Source organism: Mycobacterium sp. NTMscope_MAC_12, from assembly GCF_976985675.1.
Window position 1 is genome coordinate 4,932,835 of sequence record NZ_CDRJYY010000001.1, and the last position, 16,987, is coordinate 4,949,821.

General features: G+C 68.6%; 18 protein-coding genes. 9 read left to right on the top strand and 9 right to left on the bottom strand.

Annotated features, from left to right (window positions below; translation table 11 throughout):
• Window positions 1-222 precede the first annotated feature (222 nt).
• Together AC0KS4_RS22890 and mrf are read right to left on the bottom strand one after the other, a co-directional pair.
• Window positions 223-1,128: a class I SAM-dependent methyltransferase gene (locus AC0KS4_RS22890; protein ID WP_225330449.1), complete on the bottom strand. Its 906-nt coding sequence runs from the start codon at window positions 1,126-1,128 to the stop codon at window positions 223-225.
• A 209-nt stretch (window positions 1,129-1,337) separates the two neighbouring features.
• Entirely contained in the window at window positions 1,338-2,537 is a 1,200-nt protein-coding gene (mrf, locus tag AC0KS4_RS22895; protein WP_238957039.1) for a ribosome hibernation factor-recruiting GTPase MRF, read from the bottom strand.
• Window positions 2,538-2,642: 105 nt separating this feature from the next.
• On the opposite strand from mrf, the gene rpmB reads away from it, so the two are divergent.
• From rpmB to AC0KS4_RS22915, 4 genes are read left to right on the top strand one after another with little or no spacing between them, the layout of a single operon-like run.
• Window positions 2,643-2,879, top strand: coding sequence for a 50S ribosomal protein L28 (rpmB, locus tag AC0KS4_RS22900; protein WP_225330448.1), 237 nt, complete (start codon window positions 2,643-2,645; stop codon window positions 2,877-2,879).
• Window positions 2,879-3,043, top strand: coding sequence for a 50S ribosomal protein L33 (gene rpmG / locus AC0KS4_RS22905; protein ID WP_225330447.1), 165 nt, complete (start codon window positions 2,879-2,881; stop codon window positions 3,041-3,043). The genes rpmB and rpmG overlap by 1 nt, the downstream gene beginning before the upstream one ends.
• A 2-nt stretch (window positions 3,044-3,045) precedes the next feature.
• Window positions 3,046-3,303 (top strand): 30S ribosomal protein S18, encoded by a 258-nt coding sequence (rpsR, locus tag AC0KS4_RS22910; protein WP_225330446.1) that lies wholly within the window; start codon window positions 3,046-3,048, stop codon window positions 3,301-3,303.
• Window positions 3,300-3,689, top strand: coding sequence for a hypothetical protein (locus AC0KS4_RS22915; protein ID WP_238957040.1), 390 nt, complete (start codon window positions 3,300-3,302; stop codon window positions 3,687-3,689). Before rpsR ends, AC0KS4_RS22915 begins: the two co-directional genes overlap by 4 nt.
• Window positions 3,690-3,712: 23 nt before the next feature.
• Here AC0KS4_RS22915 and AC0KS4_RS22920 read toward each other — a convergent pair whose 3' ends face one another.
• Together AC0KS4_RS22920 and AC0KS4_RS22925 are read right to left on the bottom strand one after the other, a co-directional pair.
• Window positions 3,713-5,305 carry a PPE family protein gene (locus AC0KS4_RS22920; protein ID WP_238957041.1) on the bottom strand — a complete coding sequence of 531 codons (1,593 nt, stop codon included), beginning with the start codon at window positions 5,303-5,305 and terminating at the stop codon, window positions 3,713-3,715.
• A 95-nt stretch (window positions 5,306-5,400) separates the two neighbouring features.
• A complete protein-coding gene (locus AC0KS4_RS22925; protein ID WP_225329381.1) occupies window positions 5,401-6,309 on the bottom strand; it encodes an oxygenase MpaB family protein in 909 nt (302 codons plus the stop codon).
• An 83-nt stretch (window positions 6,310-6,392) separates the two neighbouring features.
• Here AC0KS4_RS22925 and AC0KS4_RS22930 point away from each other — a divergent pair, with 83 nt between their 5' ends.
• The gene (locus AC0KS4_RS22930; protein ID WP_225329380.1) at window positions 6,393-7,055 is read left to right on the top strand and encodes a TetR/AcrR family transcriptional regulator; all 663 of its coding nucleotides are present in this window, start codon (window positions 6,393-6,395) and stop codon (window positions 7,053-7,055) included.
• 4 nt (window positions 7,056-7,059) lie between these two features.
• Here the strand turns inward: AC0KS4_RS22930 and AC0KS4_RS22935 are convergent, their stop codons facing one another.
• The 4 genes from AC0KS4_RS22935 to AC0KS4_RS22950 all read right to left on the bottom strand — a co-directional run bounded on the left by AC0KS4_RS22935 (window position 7,060) and on the right by AC0KS4_RS22950 (window position 11,450).
• A complete protein-coding gene (locus tag AC0KS4_RS22935) occupies window positions 7,060-8,415 on the bottom strand; it encodes a WS/DGAT/MGAT family O-acyltransferase (RefSeq protein ID WP_238957042.1) in 1,356 nt (451 codons plus the stop codon).
• A gap of 2 nt (window positions 8,416-8,417) precedes the next feature.
• The gene (locus tag AC0KS4_RS22940) at window positions 8,418-9,893 is read right to left on the bottom strand and encodes a condensation domain-containing protein (protein WP_225329378.1); all 1,476 of its coding nucleotides are present in this window, start codon (window positions 9,891-9,893) and stop codon (window positions 8,418-8,420) included.
• A gap of 391 nt (window positions 9,894-10,284) precedes the next feature.
• On the bottom strand, window positions 10,285-10,833 hold the full coding sequence (locus AC0KS4_RS22945) for a hypothetical protein (RefSeq protein ID WP_225329377.1): 549 nt from the start codon (window positions 10,831-10,833) through the stop codon (window positions 10,285-10,287).
• Window positions 10,834-10,868: 35 nt separating this feature from the next.
• Window positions 10,869-11,450: a VOC family protein gene (locus AC0KS4_RS22950; RefSeq protein ID WP_225329385.1), complete on the bottom strand. Its 582-nt coding sequence runs from the start codon at window positions 11,448-11,450 to the stop codon at window positions 10,869-10,871.
• A gap of 96 nt (window positions 11,451-11,546) precedes the next feature.
• Here AC0KS4_RS22950 and AC0KS4_RS22955 point away from each other — a divergent pair, with 96 nt between their 5' ends.
• From AC0KS4_RS22955 to AC0KS4_RS22965, 3 genes are all read left to right on the top strand, one after another.
• Window positions 11,547-12,197, top strand: a complete 651-nt coding sequence (locus AC0KS4_RS22955; RefSeq protein ID WP_238957043.1) for a TetR/AcrR family transcriptional regulator — start codon at window positions 11,547-11,549, stop codon at window positions 12,195-12,197.
• A gap of 1 nt (window position 12,198) precedes the next feature.
• Complete coding sequence (locus AC0KS4_RS22960; RefSeq protein ID WP_238957044.1) at window positions 12,199-13,329, top strand: alpha/beta hydrolase; 1,131 nt, start codon at window positions 12,199-12,201, stop codon at window positions 13,327-13,329.
• A gap of 92 nt (window positions 13,330-13,421) precedes the next feature.
• The gene (locus AC0KS4_RS22965; RefSeq protein ID WP_238957045.1) at window positions 13,422-15,632 is read left to right on the top strand and encodes an acyl-CoA dehydrogenase; all 2,211 of its coding nucleotides are present in this window, start codon (window positions 13,422-13,424) and stop codon (window positions 15,630-15,632) included.
• A 125-nt stretch (window positions 15,633-15,757) separates the two neighbouring features.
• Here AC0KS4_RS22965 and AC0KS4_RS22970 read toward each other — a convergent pair whose 3' ends face one another.
• Window positions 15,758-16,066, bottom strand: coding sequence for a hypothetical protein (locus AC0KS4_RS22970; RefSeq protein ID WP_238957046.1), 309 nt, complete (start codon window positions 16,064-16,066; stop codon window positions 15,758-15,760).
• Between the two features lie 557 nt (window positions 16,067-16,623).
• On the opposite strand from AC0KS4_RS22970, the gene AC0KS4_RS22975 reads away from it, so the two are divergent.
• Window positions 16,624-16,986 (top strand): ATPase, encoded by a 363-nt coding sequence (locus AC0KS4_RS22975; protein ID WP_225329372.1) that lies wholly within the window; start codon window positions 16,624-16,626, stop codon window positions 16,984-16,986.
• The last annotated feature ends 1 nt before the right edge of the window (window position 16,987 follow it).

Below are 16,987 nucleotides of genomic sequence, written 5' to 3' on the forward strand. Positions count from 1 at the left end.
ACCGGCGTGGTCATGGCGACGACTCCTCGACGATCGGGTGGTGCTCGTCGATCGCCTCGACCGCGCGGCCGGTGGGACGATCACGCAGCCACTAGTCGGCTGGCGAACCGGAAAAGTTCCGCCGTCGATCGCGCCTCCGGGCGAACTCACCGGGCCGTCGTGAGGGCCAACAAAAAAGACCGGCCGCGAATCGTCGTTCGCGACCGGTCTTCGTTTCGGCGGCTAGGCCCGGACGGCGCTCACCAAGGTGTTACGCGCGATCATCGGGCCGGCTTCGGTCTCCGGTCCGGGCACCGGGCGGCCGACCTCGCGAAGGTAATCGGCCAACGGTGTCCCGACCGCGGTCCAGCCTCGGTTGCCGAACCATTCGGTGGCGGGCGCGCACTGCTCGTTGTAGACCAGCTGGAAGAACACGCGCTGATCGCCCTGGGCGGTGGCGGCCCGTTCTTCCGCGACGGCGGTCTCGAAGTCCTCGGGCTTCATCGGGGCGCCGTCCTCCACGGCGACGTGGCTGCCGTGGCTCGCGAGCCCGTCGATACCAGTGAACAGCTGCTCCTGAGCGCTCGCCGGGAGATAGATCAGTAGGCCCTCGGCGATCCACGCCGACGGTTTGGCCGGGTCGAAGCCGCTGTCGCGCAGGGCCTGCGGCCAGTCCTCGCGCAGATCGATGGCGATCTCGCGGCGCTCGGCGCGCGGCTGGGCGCCGACGCCGGCCAGCACCTCACGCTTGAAGTCGAGCACCTGCGGCTGGTCGAGCTCGAAGATCGTGGTCGCGGCCGGCCAGTCCAGGCGGTAGGCGCGCGAGTCCAGGCCGGCCGCCAGGACGACCACCTGTCGCACGCCCGCGTCGGCGGCGCGCCGGAAGTAGTTGTCGAAGTACCGGGTGCGGGCGCCCTGGAAGTTGACGAAGTTTTCGCCGAAGTCGGCGGTCTTCAGCTGATGGTCGGGATCCTTGCCGTCGAGGACGTCGGCGGCGTTGCCGCCGACGGCGCGGCAGAAGATCTCCGCGTACGGATCCACGGCCAGCGGGTCGGGCTTTTGCGCCTCCAACGCCCGCGCCGTTGCCACGAACAACGCGGTCGAGCCCACGCTCGTGGTGATGTCCCAGGTATCGCCTTCGCTTCGCACTCAGCCCACAGTACGCCGCCGCGACGCGGTCCTTTTCCGCTGGCGCGCAACGGTAGTGGCGCGCGTCGGCGTGGCGTCGGCTACCGGCGGCCGTAGCGGCGGTGGAATATCTGCCCTTGTCCGGCGCGGTCGACGCCGCGGCGGCCGCCCGGCCCGGAACGGGTGCGGGTCCGCGGTGACCTCGACGACGGCGGGATGAACGCCGGGCTTCAGGACGGGTCCGTGCCTTGCTGGGTGTGCCGCGCCGCGTTGTCGGCGGCTTCGGTCAATTCCGCGCACGGATCCTCGTGCCAGTCGCCGAACGGGTCGTCGTAGGCGATCCAGTCGCACTGGTGCCGCATCTCCTCCTCGGTGAGCAGCGCGCCGTGCAGCGCGTCGAGAATCTCGTCGGTGCTGGCACCGCACGCGAGGATGACCATCGCGGTATGCCGGTCGCCGTGCCGGTCGTCCCAGCCGAGGGCGGCCAGCGCGCGTCGCTCCGCGTCGACGCCGTCGCGCTGCGGTCCGTTCATCGCCGCCAGCCACTTGCCGGCCGAGCTGACCCGCAGCCCCGCGCCCGCCGATTCCAGCCACATCGCGCGGTCGGGGTTGCTGGCCAGCCAGAGCCGCCCCCGGGTCCTGATCACGCCGTCGAGCAACAGGTCCAGGCAGGCGTGCAGGCGCTGCGGATGGAAGGGGCGGCGGGCATTGAACTCCACCAGGCTGATCGGCCCGCGCGACTCCAGCGGCGGTTGTCCGGCCAGCAGCGGACCGTGCGGGTCGTCGCTGCGGCCGCGGCGCGCGTCGCGGTACAGATTGTTCAGCGCGTCCTCGATGCCGACCGCCCCGACGCGAACGTGTGCGCGCGGACACAGGCGGCGCAGCACGGCCGCCACGAACGGGTTGGCGTGGTCGAGCACGACGACATCGGCGAACTCGGCCTGCCCGATCACCGCCTGGGCCCGAGTGCGCCCGTCTTCGAGCTCGTCCTCCCCCAGTGCCTGGCCCAGCCAGGCCGCCGAATCGACGCAGGTCACCACCGCGGCGATCGCCACGTCCAGGGCCGCGGGCCCGTCGACGTACCCCGGCGCGACGCGCACCCGAACGTGCTTGATGGCCAAGCAGATTGGTTCGGGTTCCAGCCAGGGCGCCAGGTGCACCACGATCCGGTCGACGTCGGCGCGGCGGTGCAGCTGGCGCAGCAGCACCAACAGGTCGTTGCGGATGGTGCACGAGACGCAGCCGTGCGCGAGTTCCAGTCCGTTCTCGGTGCTGGTCAGGACGCCGTCGGACAGCGTCGCCGTCGTGCGGCGCACCACGTGACCGTCGAATCGGTGCTCCACGACCAGCGTTCCCGGGGTGCGCAGCAGCGCCCCGGTGACCGAGTCGGTGCCCTGCTGGCCGGCGACGAGGATGACGGGCGTCCGCATCGTCCTCCTTATTGATAATCGTTTTCATCTAGGCCGTTCCTACGGTACCGTCCGTGCTGAACCTTGTCGAAAATGATTTTCAATAAGCGAATCAGGAGGTGCACGGTGTCCGCCCATTGCCAGGTGACCGGCCGGCGGCCGGGTTTCGGTAACGCGGTGTCGCATTCCCATCGCCGAACCGCTCGGCGCTTCGACCCCAACATCCAGCGCAAGACGTACTACCTGCCGTCGGAGAACCGCCGAATTCGTCTTCGGGTCAGCGCCAAGGGCATCAAAGTCATCGACCGCGACGGGATCGAGGCCGTCGTCGCGCGGTTACGCCGCCAAGGACAGCGAATCTGATGGCGCGCAACGGGATTCGCATCCTGGTCAAACTGCGCTCCACGGCGGGAACCGGCTACACCTACATCACCCGCAAGAACCGGCGCAACGATCCCGACCGCGTGGTGTTGCGCAAATACGACCCCGTCATCCGCCGCCACGTCGACTTTCGCGAGGAGCGCTGACCATGGCCAAAGTCGCGCGCCGGGCCACCCCGACGGGCGGCCGCTCGCCCAAGAGGAATCTGCTCGAGAGCCTCGGGGTTCCCGTCGTGGACTACAAGGACACCGCGACGCTGCGGGTGTTCATCTCCGAACGCGGCAAGATCCGTTCCCGCCAGGTGACCGGCCTGTCCATCCAACAACAACGACAGGTCGCGACGGCCGTCAAAAACGCCCGCGAAATGGCGCTACTGCCCTACCCCGGACGGCACACGGCGCGTTGACGTCCCCACACCGCGGCACCGACCGCCCGTTCACCGTAATCGTCTGTGCCACATGCGCCGTCGACGATCGACTGTCGGTCATCGACGAATTGCGTCCCGCCATCCGGCGCTGCCCGCATTCCATGTTGATCTCGGCCGCCTGCATGCTCGGACCGCTCACCTGTGCCTCTCGGCCGAGCGGTGGGGGCGTCATGGCCCTGGTCCAGCCCTGCACGAACGATCGAGTGGCCAGCGGCCCGGCCCAGTGGATAGGCCCCATCGCCGACAGCGATGCGGCCGCGGCGCTGCGCGACTGGCTGGTGCGCGGGGAGTGGGAAAACATCCCCGTCCCAAGGCAACTCGATCGGCATCAGCGTTGGTCGCGTGACTCGCGTGGACGCAACTGACCCGAACGTACCGCTCCCCTCGGCTAGCCGTCCTGGCCGGGCGCCTCGTCGGTGCCCCACGTGCCCGGCATCATCGGTGCCGTTGGGCCGCCGCCGAATTCGTGCCCGGCCAGCCTGGTCAGCCGGGCTGCCGCGGCGACCGCCTCACGCTCCGCGGTTCCCGCGAATCCCAGTGCGCCGGCACCCCGATCGGACGCCGACGCCTCGTGCCCCGGGGGCGGCCCGGCCCAATCGGGATCGACGTCGACGTTCATGTCCATGAACTCGTCGCCATAGCCGCGATCCGCCGCGCGCCGGCGCCGGCGGGCCCGCGCCGTTTTGCGCGTGCGTGCGGCCGCGGCGGCCGCGGCGGCGGCGCTATCCGGTTCCGGCGCTTTCCTTTTGGCGCTCGAGCTGGCGCTCGAGCTCATCCCCGAGCCCGTCCCCATGCCCGGAGGGCCGATGACGTAGGGAGGGAAGAGCCCCGCTGCCGCCGGCGCCGGTGCCGGCGCCGCAGGGGCGGTGGCCACCGTGGTCGCCGTGGGGGCGGGCGCCGGCGCCGGGGCCGAGGCGGGAGCCGCGGCCGGCGCGACGGGGGTGGGGGCCATGGCAATGGCGGGCGGGATGCTGGGCGTCGGCGCCGGCGGCGGTGCCGCGACCGCCGCCGGGACGACCGCGGGCTGCGGTATGGCGGCCAGACCGGCCAGCCCGGCGAAGCCACCGACGGCGCCGAGGGGGGCGGCCGCGAGCAGCAGTGCGGGGGCCAACAACTCGGGCTGGCTGATGAAAATCTCGAGGATGTGCGTCGGCCAGTCGAACAGGATGAGTTGCACCAGGTACTGGAAGGCCAACGCCGGGTTGTGCACCAGGTAGTAGCCGAACTGCTCGAAATCCTCGAGCAGTTCCAGGGCGCGCACCACCCAGAAGATGGGTTGCCCGGCGTTCGTGTAGGCGTCGTAGGGCAGGCCGTTGACCGTGCCCTCGGACGGGTCCCAGTTGATGCCCAAGTTCTTCAGGATGTTCGCGATGAAGTCATTGAACGGATTGTCGATCTTGGGGTCATGGTCGACGTCGCCCGAATCATCGCCGGAGGCATCGGATTTCACGATCGGCGGCGCAGGATCGGCCTGCGGTGTGGCGGCGACGGCCGCGGTGGACACGGCCTGGTAGGTGGACATCGTGGTGGCCGCCTGGGTCCACATCCGCGCGTAGTCGGCCTCGTTGACCGCGATCGGAACCGTGTTGATGCCAAAGAAATTCGTCGCCACCAGCGCCCCGTGGACAACGTGGTTGGTGGCGAGTTCCGGCAGCGTCGGCATGGCCGCCAGGGCCGCGGTGTAGGCGGTCGCGGCCGCCTCGTGCTGCGTCGCGGCGGCGGCGCTGTCGGCGCTGGATTTCGTCAGCCAGGCCAGATAGGGGGCGTGCGCGGCCACATAGGACTCCGCGCTGGGCCCCTCCCACGCCCCCGCCTGAGCCCCCGCCAGCACGGTGCTCAATTGTTCTGCCGCGGAAGCGTATTCGGTGCTCAGCTCGGACCACGCGCCGGCGGCCGCCAGCAGCGGCGCGGGTCCGGGGCCGCTGCTGAGCAGCGCGGAATGCACTTCGGGCGGCGAGGCCATGAAGATCGGCGCCGTCATAGGTACTCCTCGGGCTGGAGGGTTTACCAGACCGGGGAGAGCTTAATGAATATGATTGTCGTTATCAACTTGGCGGGTGGCCCCGCCGCGGGCCGCTACACCAGCGGTCGCCCCTTCTTGATCCTGCGATCCAGGTCGTGCAGCAAGACGTTGAACGGGAACTGCCGGATGAACCGCGGCAGATACCGGTTCACCGTGGCCAACACGGCGATCAGCCGGTCGAAGCGCCGCTGCTTGGTCGCGTCCCACGGCAGGCGCATCTCGTCGCGGAACCGTTGCGGCAGGAAGCCCGTCGTGATCATCAGCGCGAAGCCCTCGGAGAGGCGCTGGACGGGGCCGGGCAGCTTCACGCCCCGAATGCGGTTGGCGGCGATCGGGTACAGGTACTCCCGCACGGCGTCGTCGATGTGCACCTTGGCCAGCGACTCTTCCCAGTAACGGTCGAACGCCGCCCTGTCGGCCGGCCACATCTTCGGTGGCACCTGCAACGTCGTGGCCAGCGTCATCCCCTCGCGGTAGTGGCGCTCGGCGTCCTCGCCGTCGAGCTCACCGATGAACATCCGGTAGATGTCCAGCCCGCCCTTGTACAGACACGCCCCCACCCAGAGCTGCAGCGCGGGATCGAAGGCGTTGTAGGACACCGGGCTTTCCGGTGTCGAGTAAACCTGCGCATGCGCCTTGTTCACCGCCCGGCGGAAGGCGGCCTTCTGGGCGTCGCTGCCGTTGGTCGCCACCGCCAGGTAGGTGAACGTGGTGCGGGCCCGCTTGAACGGGTGCAGGTCGACCCGGCCGCTTTCGACGCGGCTCTCCATGACGCCATAGCCGACGCCGGGCTGCGCCAGTTGCATGATCACGTTCGCCGGGCCGGCCAGCAGGGCGACGCCCATCAGACCCTCGTCGATGCCCAGCGCCCGCCCGCGCCTGCGCCGCTGGGGACGCGGCGGATCGGTGGCCCCGCGCTCGACGTGCCCGATCGGTGCCTGCACCGGCTGCTGAATCGCCATTCGTCAGAATCCTCCCGCAACGCGGCCGCTAATGTGCGAACGCTTGTTTCCTGATATTGTCGCGCGGCGACGTTAGTGTCAAGATGGTCCGCATGAGCGAGACGTCCAGCACGCGGCCGTATCGCGGGGTCGAGGCCGCCGAGCGCCTGGCCGGCCGCCGCAACCGGCTACTGGCCGCGGGCCTTGACCTGCTCGGCGATCAGCGGCCGGACATCTCGGCGGTCACCGTCCGCGGCGTGTGCCGCCGCGCCGGGCTGGCGGCCCGGTACTTCTACGAGAGCTTCACCGACAAGGACGAATTCGTCTCCTGCGTTTTCGACTGGGTGGTCGCCGAGCTGGCCGCCACCACGCAGGCCGCGGTCGCCACGGTGCCGGCCGACGAGCAGACCCGCGCGGGCATCGCCAACATCGTGCGGACCATCACCGACGACGCCCGCGTGGGCCGCCTGCTGTTCAGCATGCAACTGGCCGATCCCGTGGTGGTGCGCAAACGCGCCGAGTCCAGCGCCCTGTTCGCGATGTTGTCCGGCCAGCACGTCGGCAACGCGCTGCGGGTACCGGCAAACGCTCGCATCAAGGCCGCCGCGCACTTCGTGGTCGGCGGGGTCGGGCAGACCATCAGCGCCTGGCTGGCCGGTGATGTCCGGCTCGAACCCGGCGAACTCGTCGATCACCTCGCCGCGCTGCTCGACGAGCTCGCCGAGCCAAACCTGTACCGGCTCACCGAAACACGCGCCGAGGCCTAGCGGCTCACACGGGGCAGGCCGCCTGCCAGCCCGTCGTGGCGGTCAGCGAAAAGTCGCTCAGCGTCTCTGAAAGCGCTCGCCGCAGAGCCTCGTTCGAATTGCGGCGGCCCAATTCGTAGGCGAGGACCGAGATGAAGACCCGGTCGTGGATCCGCCCGGACAGCAACGCCAGCGCCCCGTTGGTGCGGTGCATCGTCGCGGTGGTCACGCCCGGATACACCGACTTCATGGCGAAATAGTCGGCGTCCGTGCCGTCCGGCCGGTTGGCGGCCGGGTCGAGCGGGCCGAGATTGGACGACACCACGGTGGCCGCGCCGCCGGTGACCACGCTGAGCAACCGGCGGAACACCGGCTTCGGGATCAGGGGGACGAGGGGCAGCAGCGCCCACCGCTCGTCGGGCACGTCGTGGTGGCGAACCAGCGCCTGCTTTATCGCGGCGCGAATCTCGCGCAGGTCCGTGGTGATCGCCGCGGGGGCCAGCGTGACGTCGACGTTCGTGACGGCGTTGGCGCGCGTGTCGCCGGGGGTGCGTTCGTTGACGGGCATGCCCACGTTGACCGAGCCGTCGGGAGCCACCCGCCCCACCCGCCGGGCGAGGTGGGCAGCCAACCCGGCGAGCAGCGCGTTGCTGGTGCCGCCCAAGGCGTTTGCGCGCGCGTCCCAGTCGACGGCGCTGACGAAGATCGTCTCCATCGGGAGGGTGATGCGGTCCTGCGGCGCGGCGGGCCGCGCGGGCCGCTTCCCGCGTGGCGGGGCGACGGCCGCCGTACCGTCGCGGCCCTGCCGGAGCATTCGGGCCGCGGCGCCGAGGGCGCGGCCGACATCGAGCGTGTCGTGCGCGGTTTGGCGTGCGTCCTCGCGCAGGGCTTGCCACCGCCACCGGGATCGCGCGGCGGGCCAGCGGGTCTCGTCGCCGCGTCCATGAGCCGCCTCGGCCAAGGCCTCGCACAGCCCGACGCCGTCGGTGAGGCAGTGCGTGGTGACCAGGCTCACCACCGCGCCGCCGTCGGTCAGCGGCAGCATCGCCAGGTGCCAGCCGGGGCCGCGTTCGGCGTCCGGCCGCTTGTCGGCTTGCTCGTCCAGCCACGCGTCGATCTCCCCGCGCGCCCGCGCCGGCGCGACGATCTCCAGGGCGGAGCACTCACCGGTCGCCACCCAGCGATGACGGCCAAACGGCAAGGCGGACCGCTCGACCCGCCGCGACAGCCGCCCCCTGCCGAGGTGGTGGTGGAACTCACGCAGCCCGCCGACGTCGACGGAGCGGTCGTACAGCCAGACGCACTGCAGCAGGCTGGTCGCTCCCGTCGCCCGCTCACCGAGGAAGAGGGTTTGGTCGGCCAGGTCCAACACGTTGCTCATCGCTACGCCGCTTCGTGATCGTCCGTGTCCGGCGCCGGCGCGAAGGACTCGTCCGGTTTCACCTGGGGCGCAACCACAACCGGCTCCTCGGCGGTGGGCCTGGCGACGCGTGCGAACACCCGGATCAGCGTGGCGATGTAGTGGAGCACCGACTCCCGGGCAATCGCGTTGTCCGGGAAGGACATCGTCACCGTGGTGTTCGCGGCCTGGCGGTTGATCCACATGTTCACCCCGCCGTGGGACAGGCTGTCACCGTAGGTGCCGAACTTCGTCTCCGCCCACAACCCGTTGAGGGGTATCTTGCGGAAGTCGAGGAACGACAACATCATCGGCAGCTGGGTGGGCAGCTTGATACCCAGTTCGTCCGGTGTGGCCAGCTCCAGCACCCGCTCGACCGGCACATCGGCGAGGCGCTGAGCGTCGTCGAACGACTTCTGCGCCGTCCGGGCCGCCTGGGCGAACGTTTCGCCGGCGGTGGGCACGGTGATCGGAATCAGGCTGGCGAACCACCCCACGGTCATCGAGTCGACGCCCGGTGTCCGGGTGTCTTTGGCCGTGAATCCGTGATAGGTCTTCTTGCCGGTCAATTCGTGCTCGGCCAGGCCCGTGCAGGCCAGCACTCCCCCGATGAAACGGGCACCGGCCGCCACGCAGGCGGCGTCGAACGACTCGGTGTCGGCCGCACCCATCAGCTCGACCGTCAGCAGGTCGCCTTTCGTGCTGGCCCACGTGTCACCAAGGGGCAGCGGGAAACTCGGCCAGTCGCCGTCGGTGTTGCGGGAGAACTCGATCCAGTCCTTGATCTCGGGCGACGACAGCGTCAATGCCGCCGCCTTCTCGCGTTGGCGCGCAACGTAGTCGCGGTAACTCCGGATCTCCGGTATCCCGGCGGGCTGGTGGCCGGTCCGCGCGAGTTCCTGATACATCAGGTGGACGTCGAGGAAGATGAGGGCGGCGGACAACCCGTCGATGTGCAAATGGTCGACGCTGGCATAGAACGTGAAATAGTCGGCGTGCTGGACGATTCCGTACGTGAAGCAGCCCCATTCGAGGGTGTCCGGGGTCGTGGTCAAGGCGTGGGCGCGGACCTGCTCCGCGGTCTTGTGCCCGAGCGCCACGGGTACGAACTCGATCGCTGCGGGATTGTCGATCACCCGGCGCACGAAGGTGCCGTTGTCGTATTCGAACCAGTTGTGATAGGTGTCCTGGCGGCGCACGTGGGCGTTGACCGTCGCCGTCATTGCGAGAATGTCGCAGGTGCCGGGGATGTCCCACGCGACGATCATCAGCCGGGGCAGCTGCCGGTTCATGGCCCTGCCTTGGTGGGAGGCCCAGAGGTGTTGATTCTGTTGATAACTCGGCGCCAGGTCGCTTCGCCGCGCGGCGCGGGCCGCTTCCCGTGCGGCGGGCGCGGCCATCCACATGGTGACCGGGCCGTGCGGCGGGTGCCATTCATTGATATTTCCGAGTGCGACCATTTCCTCGAGTCCTTGTGCTGTGAGACGACGACGTGTGCGGGGCGGTCTGGGGGTGCTGGAAGTACGGTTGGCGCTTGGCTTTTCGAGGATCGTCGATGTGTGTCGCGCTTGGCATTTTCCGGCGGTTGGCTTTACTACCCCGCCGCTCATACCCCCTGTGTGGCTGGTGTGGACGCTAGCTGACGCGGGCGAAGATTTCGCGGTTTTGTCAAGACTCGAATTCCGCCGCGAGATCGCCGGCGGTGCAGTAATCTTTTCTCCTCCGACGGCCGCGGCGACGCCCGGCAGGGTCAATTCGCGACGATTTGTCGCCGATTCGACTCTCTACGTCCGCAACTCGGGATACAGTTGTTCGGCCCTCGAGCCTCGCTCGGGCCAAACCCTTACGGCCTCAGGGGAACAGCGGCAGATCCCATAGCCTCATGCCGGGACGCAGCAGCCACAAGCGCATCATCGTGAGCCGCATGATGCGCATAGCGCTGAAGATCATGAAGACCGCCAACGGTACCTCGATGAGCAGCGCGGTGATCACCGACAGCCACACGTCCTTGGGCCCGGCGGTCATGAGGTCGAACCACGCGTCACAGATCAGCAGCACCCCGGTGGTGAACGCGGCGAGCACCAGCAGCTGACGACGCAGATACCCGAGCGCGGCGGTGGTCAGCATGAAGGCGACCAGCAGCACGTCGAATCCGATCCAGGTGACCGGCCAGTTGTGGGCGACGTACTTCTCGGGCAGCGTCACGGCCAAATACCCCAGCCACGGAACCATCGCGATGGCGCCGCCGATCATCAAACTCAGCCGGACGCGCCGCACCCGGGCCAGGAAGTCGGGGTCGATGACGTCGCCCAGGGGCCGCTCCAACCGGGAGATGAGGTCGCGCCGCTGCCCGGGTGTCAGGGCCGCGATCTGTTCGTCGGTCAAAATGCCGTCGGTCATACCTCGCATCCTCCGGCTCGCTCGCAGCGGCGCGCTCAGCGGCCGGCGCCCACCGGGGGGCGGCGGTCCGCCGCGGTCCTGGGCACGGCCTTCGCGTCGCCGCTTTCGAATTCCTTCACCCAACAGGCGAACTCAAGGGTAATGCCGTCGGGGTCCTGGAAGTAGAACGAGCGCACGTAGACGCCGGGATGCACGGTCGCCGAGACCTGCATGGGGCTTTCGTCGTGGTTGAGCACCGGGCCGACCCGCACCCCTTTGTCCTTGAGTCGCTGGCGGTAGGCGTCGAACTTCTCGGCCGGCACGTGGAAGGCCAGGTGGTTCATCGTGCTGACCGCGCTGGTGATGTCGCCGATGCCCGGGATGGCGCCGGGCGACGAAATGCCCGGCACCCGGTCGGGGGCGTCGGCGAACCAGAAGAAGGCGACGCAGTCGCCGTTGCCGGCGTCGAAGAAGAAGTGCTGGCCCGCCCCGCCGGGCAGATCGAGCGATTTGATCAGCGGCATGCCGAGGATGTTGCTGTAGAAGTCCACGGTTTCGGCCATGTCCGAACACACCAGGGCGACGTGGTTGATCCCGCCGAGTTCGAATTCCGTGTTGGTGTTGTGCGGCTTGATCATCGTGCGGCTCCCCTCGGTTCCCGGCTCGACGAGCCTGGCCAAGATCCGAATCTGAATCTAACATCAGCTTTAGTTTTGGCCCAGGGAGGTGCGCAGGTGTCTACCGCGCCATCCCCTGCTGACCGGCGCGGGCCGCCCGCGGAGCTGCCCACGCATCGCGGCAGGCGGACGCAGGCCGCGATCGATCTGGCCGCCCGGACGGTGATCGCACGCAAAGGTGTCCTGGCCACGACCATCGCCGACATCGCGGCGGAGGCCGGCCGCTCGGCGGCGTCCTTTTACAACTACTACGAATCCAAAGAGGCGATGGTGCGCCAGTGGGCGCTGCGCTTCCGCGACGAGGCCAACCAGCGCGCGCTGTCGGTGACCCAACACGGGTTGACCGATCGTGAGCGTGCCTACGGGGCGGCCGCGGCGCACTGGAACACCTACCGCAACCGGCTCGCCGAGGTGATCAGCGTGTCACAGCTGGCGATGATCAACGACGACTTCGCCCAGTACTGGGCCGAAATCTGCTCGATACCAATATCTTTCATCGCCGAATCGGTCCGCCGCGCGCAGGCCGAGGGCCGTTGCCGCGACGACGACCCGCAGCTGATCGCCGAGGCGATCGTGGCGATGTTCAACCAGTTCTGCTACATCCAGCTCGGTTCGGCACGTTCCGGCGAACCCGACGACCAGGCCTGCATCCAAACCTTGGCCAACATCTATTACCGGGCCATCTACGCCGATCAGGGGGACCGCTGAATTGACTCGTCGTACCGGTGCCGGAGTTATCCGTGAGTTCGTGGGACTGCCGTCGCGCACGGCCGGGCGCGCCGGCGCCGGCGGGCACCCGTGCCAGGGGCTGTATCACCGGGGGGTGGGACGCAAACCCAAGGTGGCGATGATCGCCACGCACTACCAAATCGACTTCTCCGAACACTATCTCGCCGACTACATGGCCACTCGCGGCATCGGATTTCTCGGCTGGAACACCAGGTTCCGCGGCTTCGAGAGCAGCTTTCTGCTCGACCACGCGCTGGTGGACATCGGCGTCGGGGTGCGCTGGCTGCGCGAGGTTCAGGGAGTGGAAACCGTTGTGCTACTGGGAAATTCGGGCGGCGGTTCGTTGATGGCCGCCTACCAGTCGCAGGCCATCGAGCCCAACGTGACGCCGCTGGACGGCATGCGCCCGGCGGCCGGGGTGACCGAGCTGCCGCCCGCCGACGGCTATGTGGCCACCGCCGCCCATCCCGGGCGGCCGGACGTGCTCACCGCCTGGATGGACGCCGCCGTCGTCGACGAGAACGATCCCGTCGCCACCGACGCCGACCTCGACCTGTTCAACGAGCGCAACGGCCCGCCCTACGCCCCGGAATTCCTCGCCCGGTACCGCAGCGCGCAGGTCGCGCGCAACCACGCCATCACCGACTGGGCCGAACGGGAGCTCAAACGCGTTCGCGCGGCAGGGTTTTCCGATCGCCCGTTTTCGGTGATGCGCACCTGGGCCGACCCCCGCATGGTCGATGCCGGCATCGAGCCGACCAAACGGCAGCCCAACATGTGCTACGCGGGCGTCCCGGTCAAGGCGAACCGCTCGGCGCACGGCATCGCGGCGGCCTGCACGCTGCGCAACTGGCTGGGCATGTGGAGCCTGCGGGTGGCCCAAACCCGGGCCGAACCGCACCTGGCCCGGATCAGCTGTCCGGCCCTGGTGATCAACGCCGAGGCCGACACCGGCGTGTTTCCCTCTGACGCGCAACGCATCTTCGACGCCCTCGCCGCCACCGACAAAACCCAGGCGTCGGTGGACACCGATCACTACTTCACCACCCCGGGGGCCCGCACCGAGCAGGCCGACACCATCGCCGGATGGATCGGCAAGCGGTGGCGCTGAGAATTCTGGCCCGTCTCGTCAACCAACCGACTGGTTGTTAGCTTGGAAGGTACTTGGCCGACACGGCGTCCTGCAGCAACGGAAGGCGACCAATGCCGATCGCGATAAATCCCGAGCACCAAGAACTGGCCGATTCAGTGCGTTCGCTGGTGGCGCGCATCGCGCCGTCCGAGACGCTGCACGAGGCGATGGAGACGCCGCTGGACAAGCTGGTCAACCCGCCGCCGTACTGGCAGGCCGCGGCCGAGCAGGGCCTGCAGGGGGTGCACCTGGCCGAATCCGTCGGCGGGCAGGGCTTCGGCATCCTCGAGTTGGCCATCGTGCTCGCGGAATTCGGTCACGGGGCGGTGCCGGGCCCCTTCGTGCCGTCGGCGATCGCCAGCGCGTTGATCTCCGCCCACGACCCGGATGCGAAGGTGCTCGCCGAGCTGGCATCCGGCGCCGAGATCGCCGCCTACGGCCTGAATTGCTGCGCGCTGACCGCCACCCGGCAGGGTGATTCGCTGGTGATCCGCGGCGAACTGCGCGCGGTCCCCGCCGCTGCGCAGGCCTCGCTGCTGGTGCTCCCCGTCGCGATCGACAGCGGCGAGGCGTGGGTGGTGTTGCGCGCCGACCAACTCGAGATCGAGCCGGTGAAAAGCCTGGACCCGTTGCGACCCATCGCCGACGTGCGCGCCAACGCGGTCGAGGTCGGCGACGACGTCGTCTTGACGAACCTGAGCATGGGCACCGCGCACGCGCTGATGACGACGCTGCTGTCCGCCGAAGCCATCGGCGTGGCGCGCTGGGCCACCGACACCGCGTCGGACTACGCCAAGATCCGGGAGCAGTTCGGCAGGCCGATCGGCCAGTTCCAGGCCATCAAGCACAAGTGCGCCGAGATGATCGCCGATACCGAGCGGGCCACCGCGGCGGTGTGGGATGCCGCCCGCGCGATCGACGAGGCCCGCGAAAACCGGTGGGACACCGCCGGTTCCCATGTCGAGTTCGCCGCCGCCGTGGCGGCGACACTGGCGCCGGCGGCCGCTCAACGGTGCGCGCAGGACTGCATCCAGGTGCACGGCGGGATCGGCTTCACCTGGGAGCACGACGCAGGCGTGTACTACCGCCGGGCGCTGATGCTGGCGGCCTCCTTCGGCAGCAGCTCGGACTACCCGCAGAAGGTCGTCGACACCGCGACCACCACCGGCATGCGCGCGGTGGACATCGACCTCGATCCCGAGACCGAGAAGCTGCGGGCGGAGATCCGGGCCGAAGTGGCGGCCCTCAAGGAGATCGAGCGCGACCAGCGCAAGGTCGCCATCGCCGAGGGCGGCTGGGTGTTGCCGTATCTGCCCAGGCCGTGGGGCCGGGCCGCCGGGCCGGTGGAGCAGATCATCATCGCCCAGGAATTCGCCTCCGGGCGCGTCAAGCGGCCCCAGACCGGCATCGCCACCTGGATCGTCCCGTCGATCGTGGCGTTCGGCACCGACGAGCAAAAGCAGCGGTTCCTGCCGCCGACCTTCCGCGGCGAAATGCTCTGGTGTCAGCTGTTTTCCGAGCCGGGCGCCGGTTCGGATCTGGCCAGCCTGACCACCAAGGCCACCCGGACCGACGGGGGGTGGCGCATCACCGGGCAGAAGATCTGGACCACCGCGGCGCAGTTCTCACAGTGGGGCGCGCTGCTCGCGCGGACGGACCCCAGCGCGCCGAAACACAGTGGCATCACGTACTTCCTGTTGGACATGAAGAGCGAGGGCGTCGACGTCAAGCCGCTGCGCGAGCTCACCGGCAACGCGATGTTCAATACCGTCTACATCGACGACGTCTTCGTGCCCGACGAATGCGTGCTCGGCGAGGTGAACCGGGGCTGGGAGGTCAGCCGCAACACCCTCACCGCGGAGCGGGTGTCGATCGGCAGCAGCGAGGCGAACTTCCTGGCCACGCTGTCGCAGTTTGTCGAGTTCGTTCGTGACGGGCAGTTCGATCAGGTCGCGCGGCACCGCGCCGGTCAGTTGATCGCCGAGGGTCATGCGGCCAAGGTCCTGAACCTGCGCTCCACGCTGCTGACCCTGGCCGGCGGGGACGCGATGCCGTCGGCGGCGATCTCCAAGCTGCTGTCGATGCGCACCGGGCAGGGTTACGCCGAATTCGCGGTCTCCTCGTTCGGCACCGACGCCGCGGTCGGCGACACCGACCAACTGCCCGGCAAATGGGGCGAGTACCTGCTGGCCAGCCGCGCGACCACCATCTACGGCGGCACGTCCGAGGTGCAGTTGAACATCATCGCCGAACGTTTGTTGGGACTCCCGCGCGATCCGTAAACCGGACGCAGAAAGGGCCATGCCGACCTGACTGAGTCAGGCCGGCATGGATCCCCCCATACGCGGGCCGCCCATCCCGAGGGTTGGCGTGTCGGCGATGGCCGGCTACCGCGCGGAGATGGTGGTCACCACCACCAGTTCCACCAGTGCTGGGGCTTCCAGTAGCCGGGCCCGTGACCCCAGCCGTGGTTCCAGCCACCGTGCCCCCAATTGCCATGTCCCCGACCATCATGGCCGCCCCATCCGCGACCGCCGGGGCGGTCGGGAATGAAGCCCGGTCCGCTCTGCGGCCCGGCACTGGCGAAGCTTGTGGAGGGACTCGGGCCGGGGGCGGCCTGAGCCACGGGGGCGCCGCCGAACAGCAGCGCGCCCGCCACGGCCCCGGCGCTGACAACACCTACGGCCGCGCCGCGTAACGATGGTGACGAGATCATCGAGGGCGCTCCTTCCAAAGACTTGATATCGATGCTTAAAACGCTAACCGGACATTTCCAAGCAAACAAGCGAATTCGGCATATTTTCGGTGTGAATTGCGCAACATTCATTCGGAATTGGCGCAATCTAAGGCACGGTTTATCAATGCGCGTCTCCGCGATTCATTTATCCGCGAATACTGAGACGCGGCCGAGAATCAGTGGTATCTCTGCAGCTAATAGCCGGTTTACTGATCTACTGTCAGCGATCAACGTATTTACTGAAGTCTGAATTTGCACATTCGCAGATGCACTGATTTGTCTCGGAATGCCGTCACCACGAATGGGGGCTAATGCAACGCCACCCGACGCCTTTTGCCTGTGCAGCTATCTTAGGGAATTTGCCCTTGCGCCTGCATTCGGAGGCCGGCGACCGCTCGCAAATCCGCCGGCGTCCCACCGGGCCGTCCGCGGCCCGGCGACGCGACTTAGGGTGGCGTCGGTGAGAGAATCAGTATTGACACAGAGGCGACGAGCGCTGATTTACTGATTTCGCACTCACGGAGGAAGACACCGAAGTGAACTTCAAGCCCAGTCCCAACGGACCCAGCGCCGGCTCCTTTCGCGCCCCCAACTCGGCCGCCGGCCCCACCGGAGACGCCGCGCCGACCGAGCGCCTGAGTCTCGGGCAGCAGCGCGGCCAGCGCGTCGCCGGCCAGCCATCGGCCAACCAACCGGGCCGCACCCAGCGGACCCGCCGGACCGTCGACCTGGCGGCGGCCACCCACCGGGCCCTCGACATTTGGCAGCGCGAAGCGGCCGATCGGCTGGGCGTCGCCCGCGTGACCGGACAAGAGGTGCTCACCGCGCTGATCGACCAGCTCCTGGTCGACCCGAAACTGACGGCCCAGATCACCCGGGCCATCAAAGAGCGCCGCTGAG

Bases quoted from the DNA above. Each gene is read 5' to 3' on its own strand.
- mrf (WP_238957039.1), bottom strand. From the start codon at position 2,537: ATGCGGACGCCCGTCATCCTCGTCGCCGGCCAGCAGGGCACCGACTCG.
- rpmG (WP_225330447.1), top strand. From the start codon at position 2,879: ATGGCGCGCAACGGGATTCGCATCCTGGTCAAACTGCGCTCCACGGCG.
- rpsR (WP_225330446.1), top strand. From the start codon at position 3,046: ATGGCCAAAGTCGCGCGCCGGGCCACCCCGACGGGCGGCCGCTCGCCC.
- AC0KS4_RS22920 (WP_238957041.1), bottom strand. From the start codon at position 5,305: ATGACGGCGCCGATCTTCATGGCCTCGCCGCCCGAAGTGCATTCCGCG.
- AC0KS4_RS22925 (WP_225329381.1), bottom strand. From the start codon at position 6,309: ATGGCGATTCAGCAGCCGGTGCAGGCACCGATCGGGCACGTCGAGCGC.
- AC0KS4_RS22930 (WP_225329380.1), top strand. From the start codon at position 6,393: ATGGTCCGCATGAGCGAGACGTCCAGCACGCGGCCGTATCGCGGGGTC.
- AC0KS4_RS22935 (WP_238957042.1), bottom strand. From the start codon at position 8,415: ATGAGCAACGTGTTGGACCTGGCCGACCAAACCCTCTTCCTCGGTGAG.
- AC0KS4_RS22940 (WP_225329378.1), bottom strand. From the start codon at position 9,893: ATGGTCGCACTCGGAAATATCAATGAATGGCACCCGCCGCACGGCCCG.
- AC0KS4_RS22945 (WP_225329377.1), bottom strand. From the start codon at position 10,833: ATGACCGACGGCATTTTGACCGACGAACAGATCGCGGCCCTGACACCC.
- AC0KS4_RS22950 (WP_225329385.1), bottom strand. From the start codon at position 11,450: ATGATCAAGCCGCACAACACCAACACGGAATTCGAACTCGGCGGGATC.
- AC0KS4_RS22965 (WP_238957045.1), top strand. From the start codon at position 13,422: ATGCCGATCGCGATAAATCCCGAGCACCAAGAACTGGCCGATTCAGTG.
- AC0KS4_RS22970 (WP_238957046.1), bottom strand. From the start codon at position 16,066: ATGATCTCGTCACCATCGTTACGCGGCGCGGCCGTAGGTGTTGTCAGC.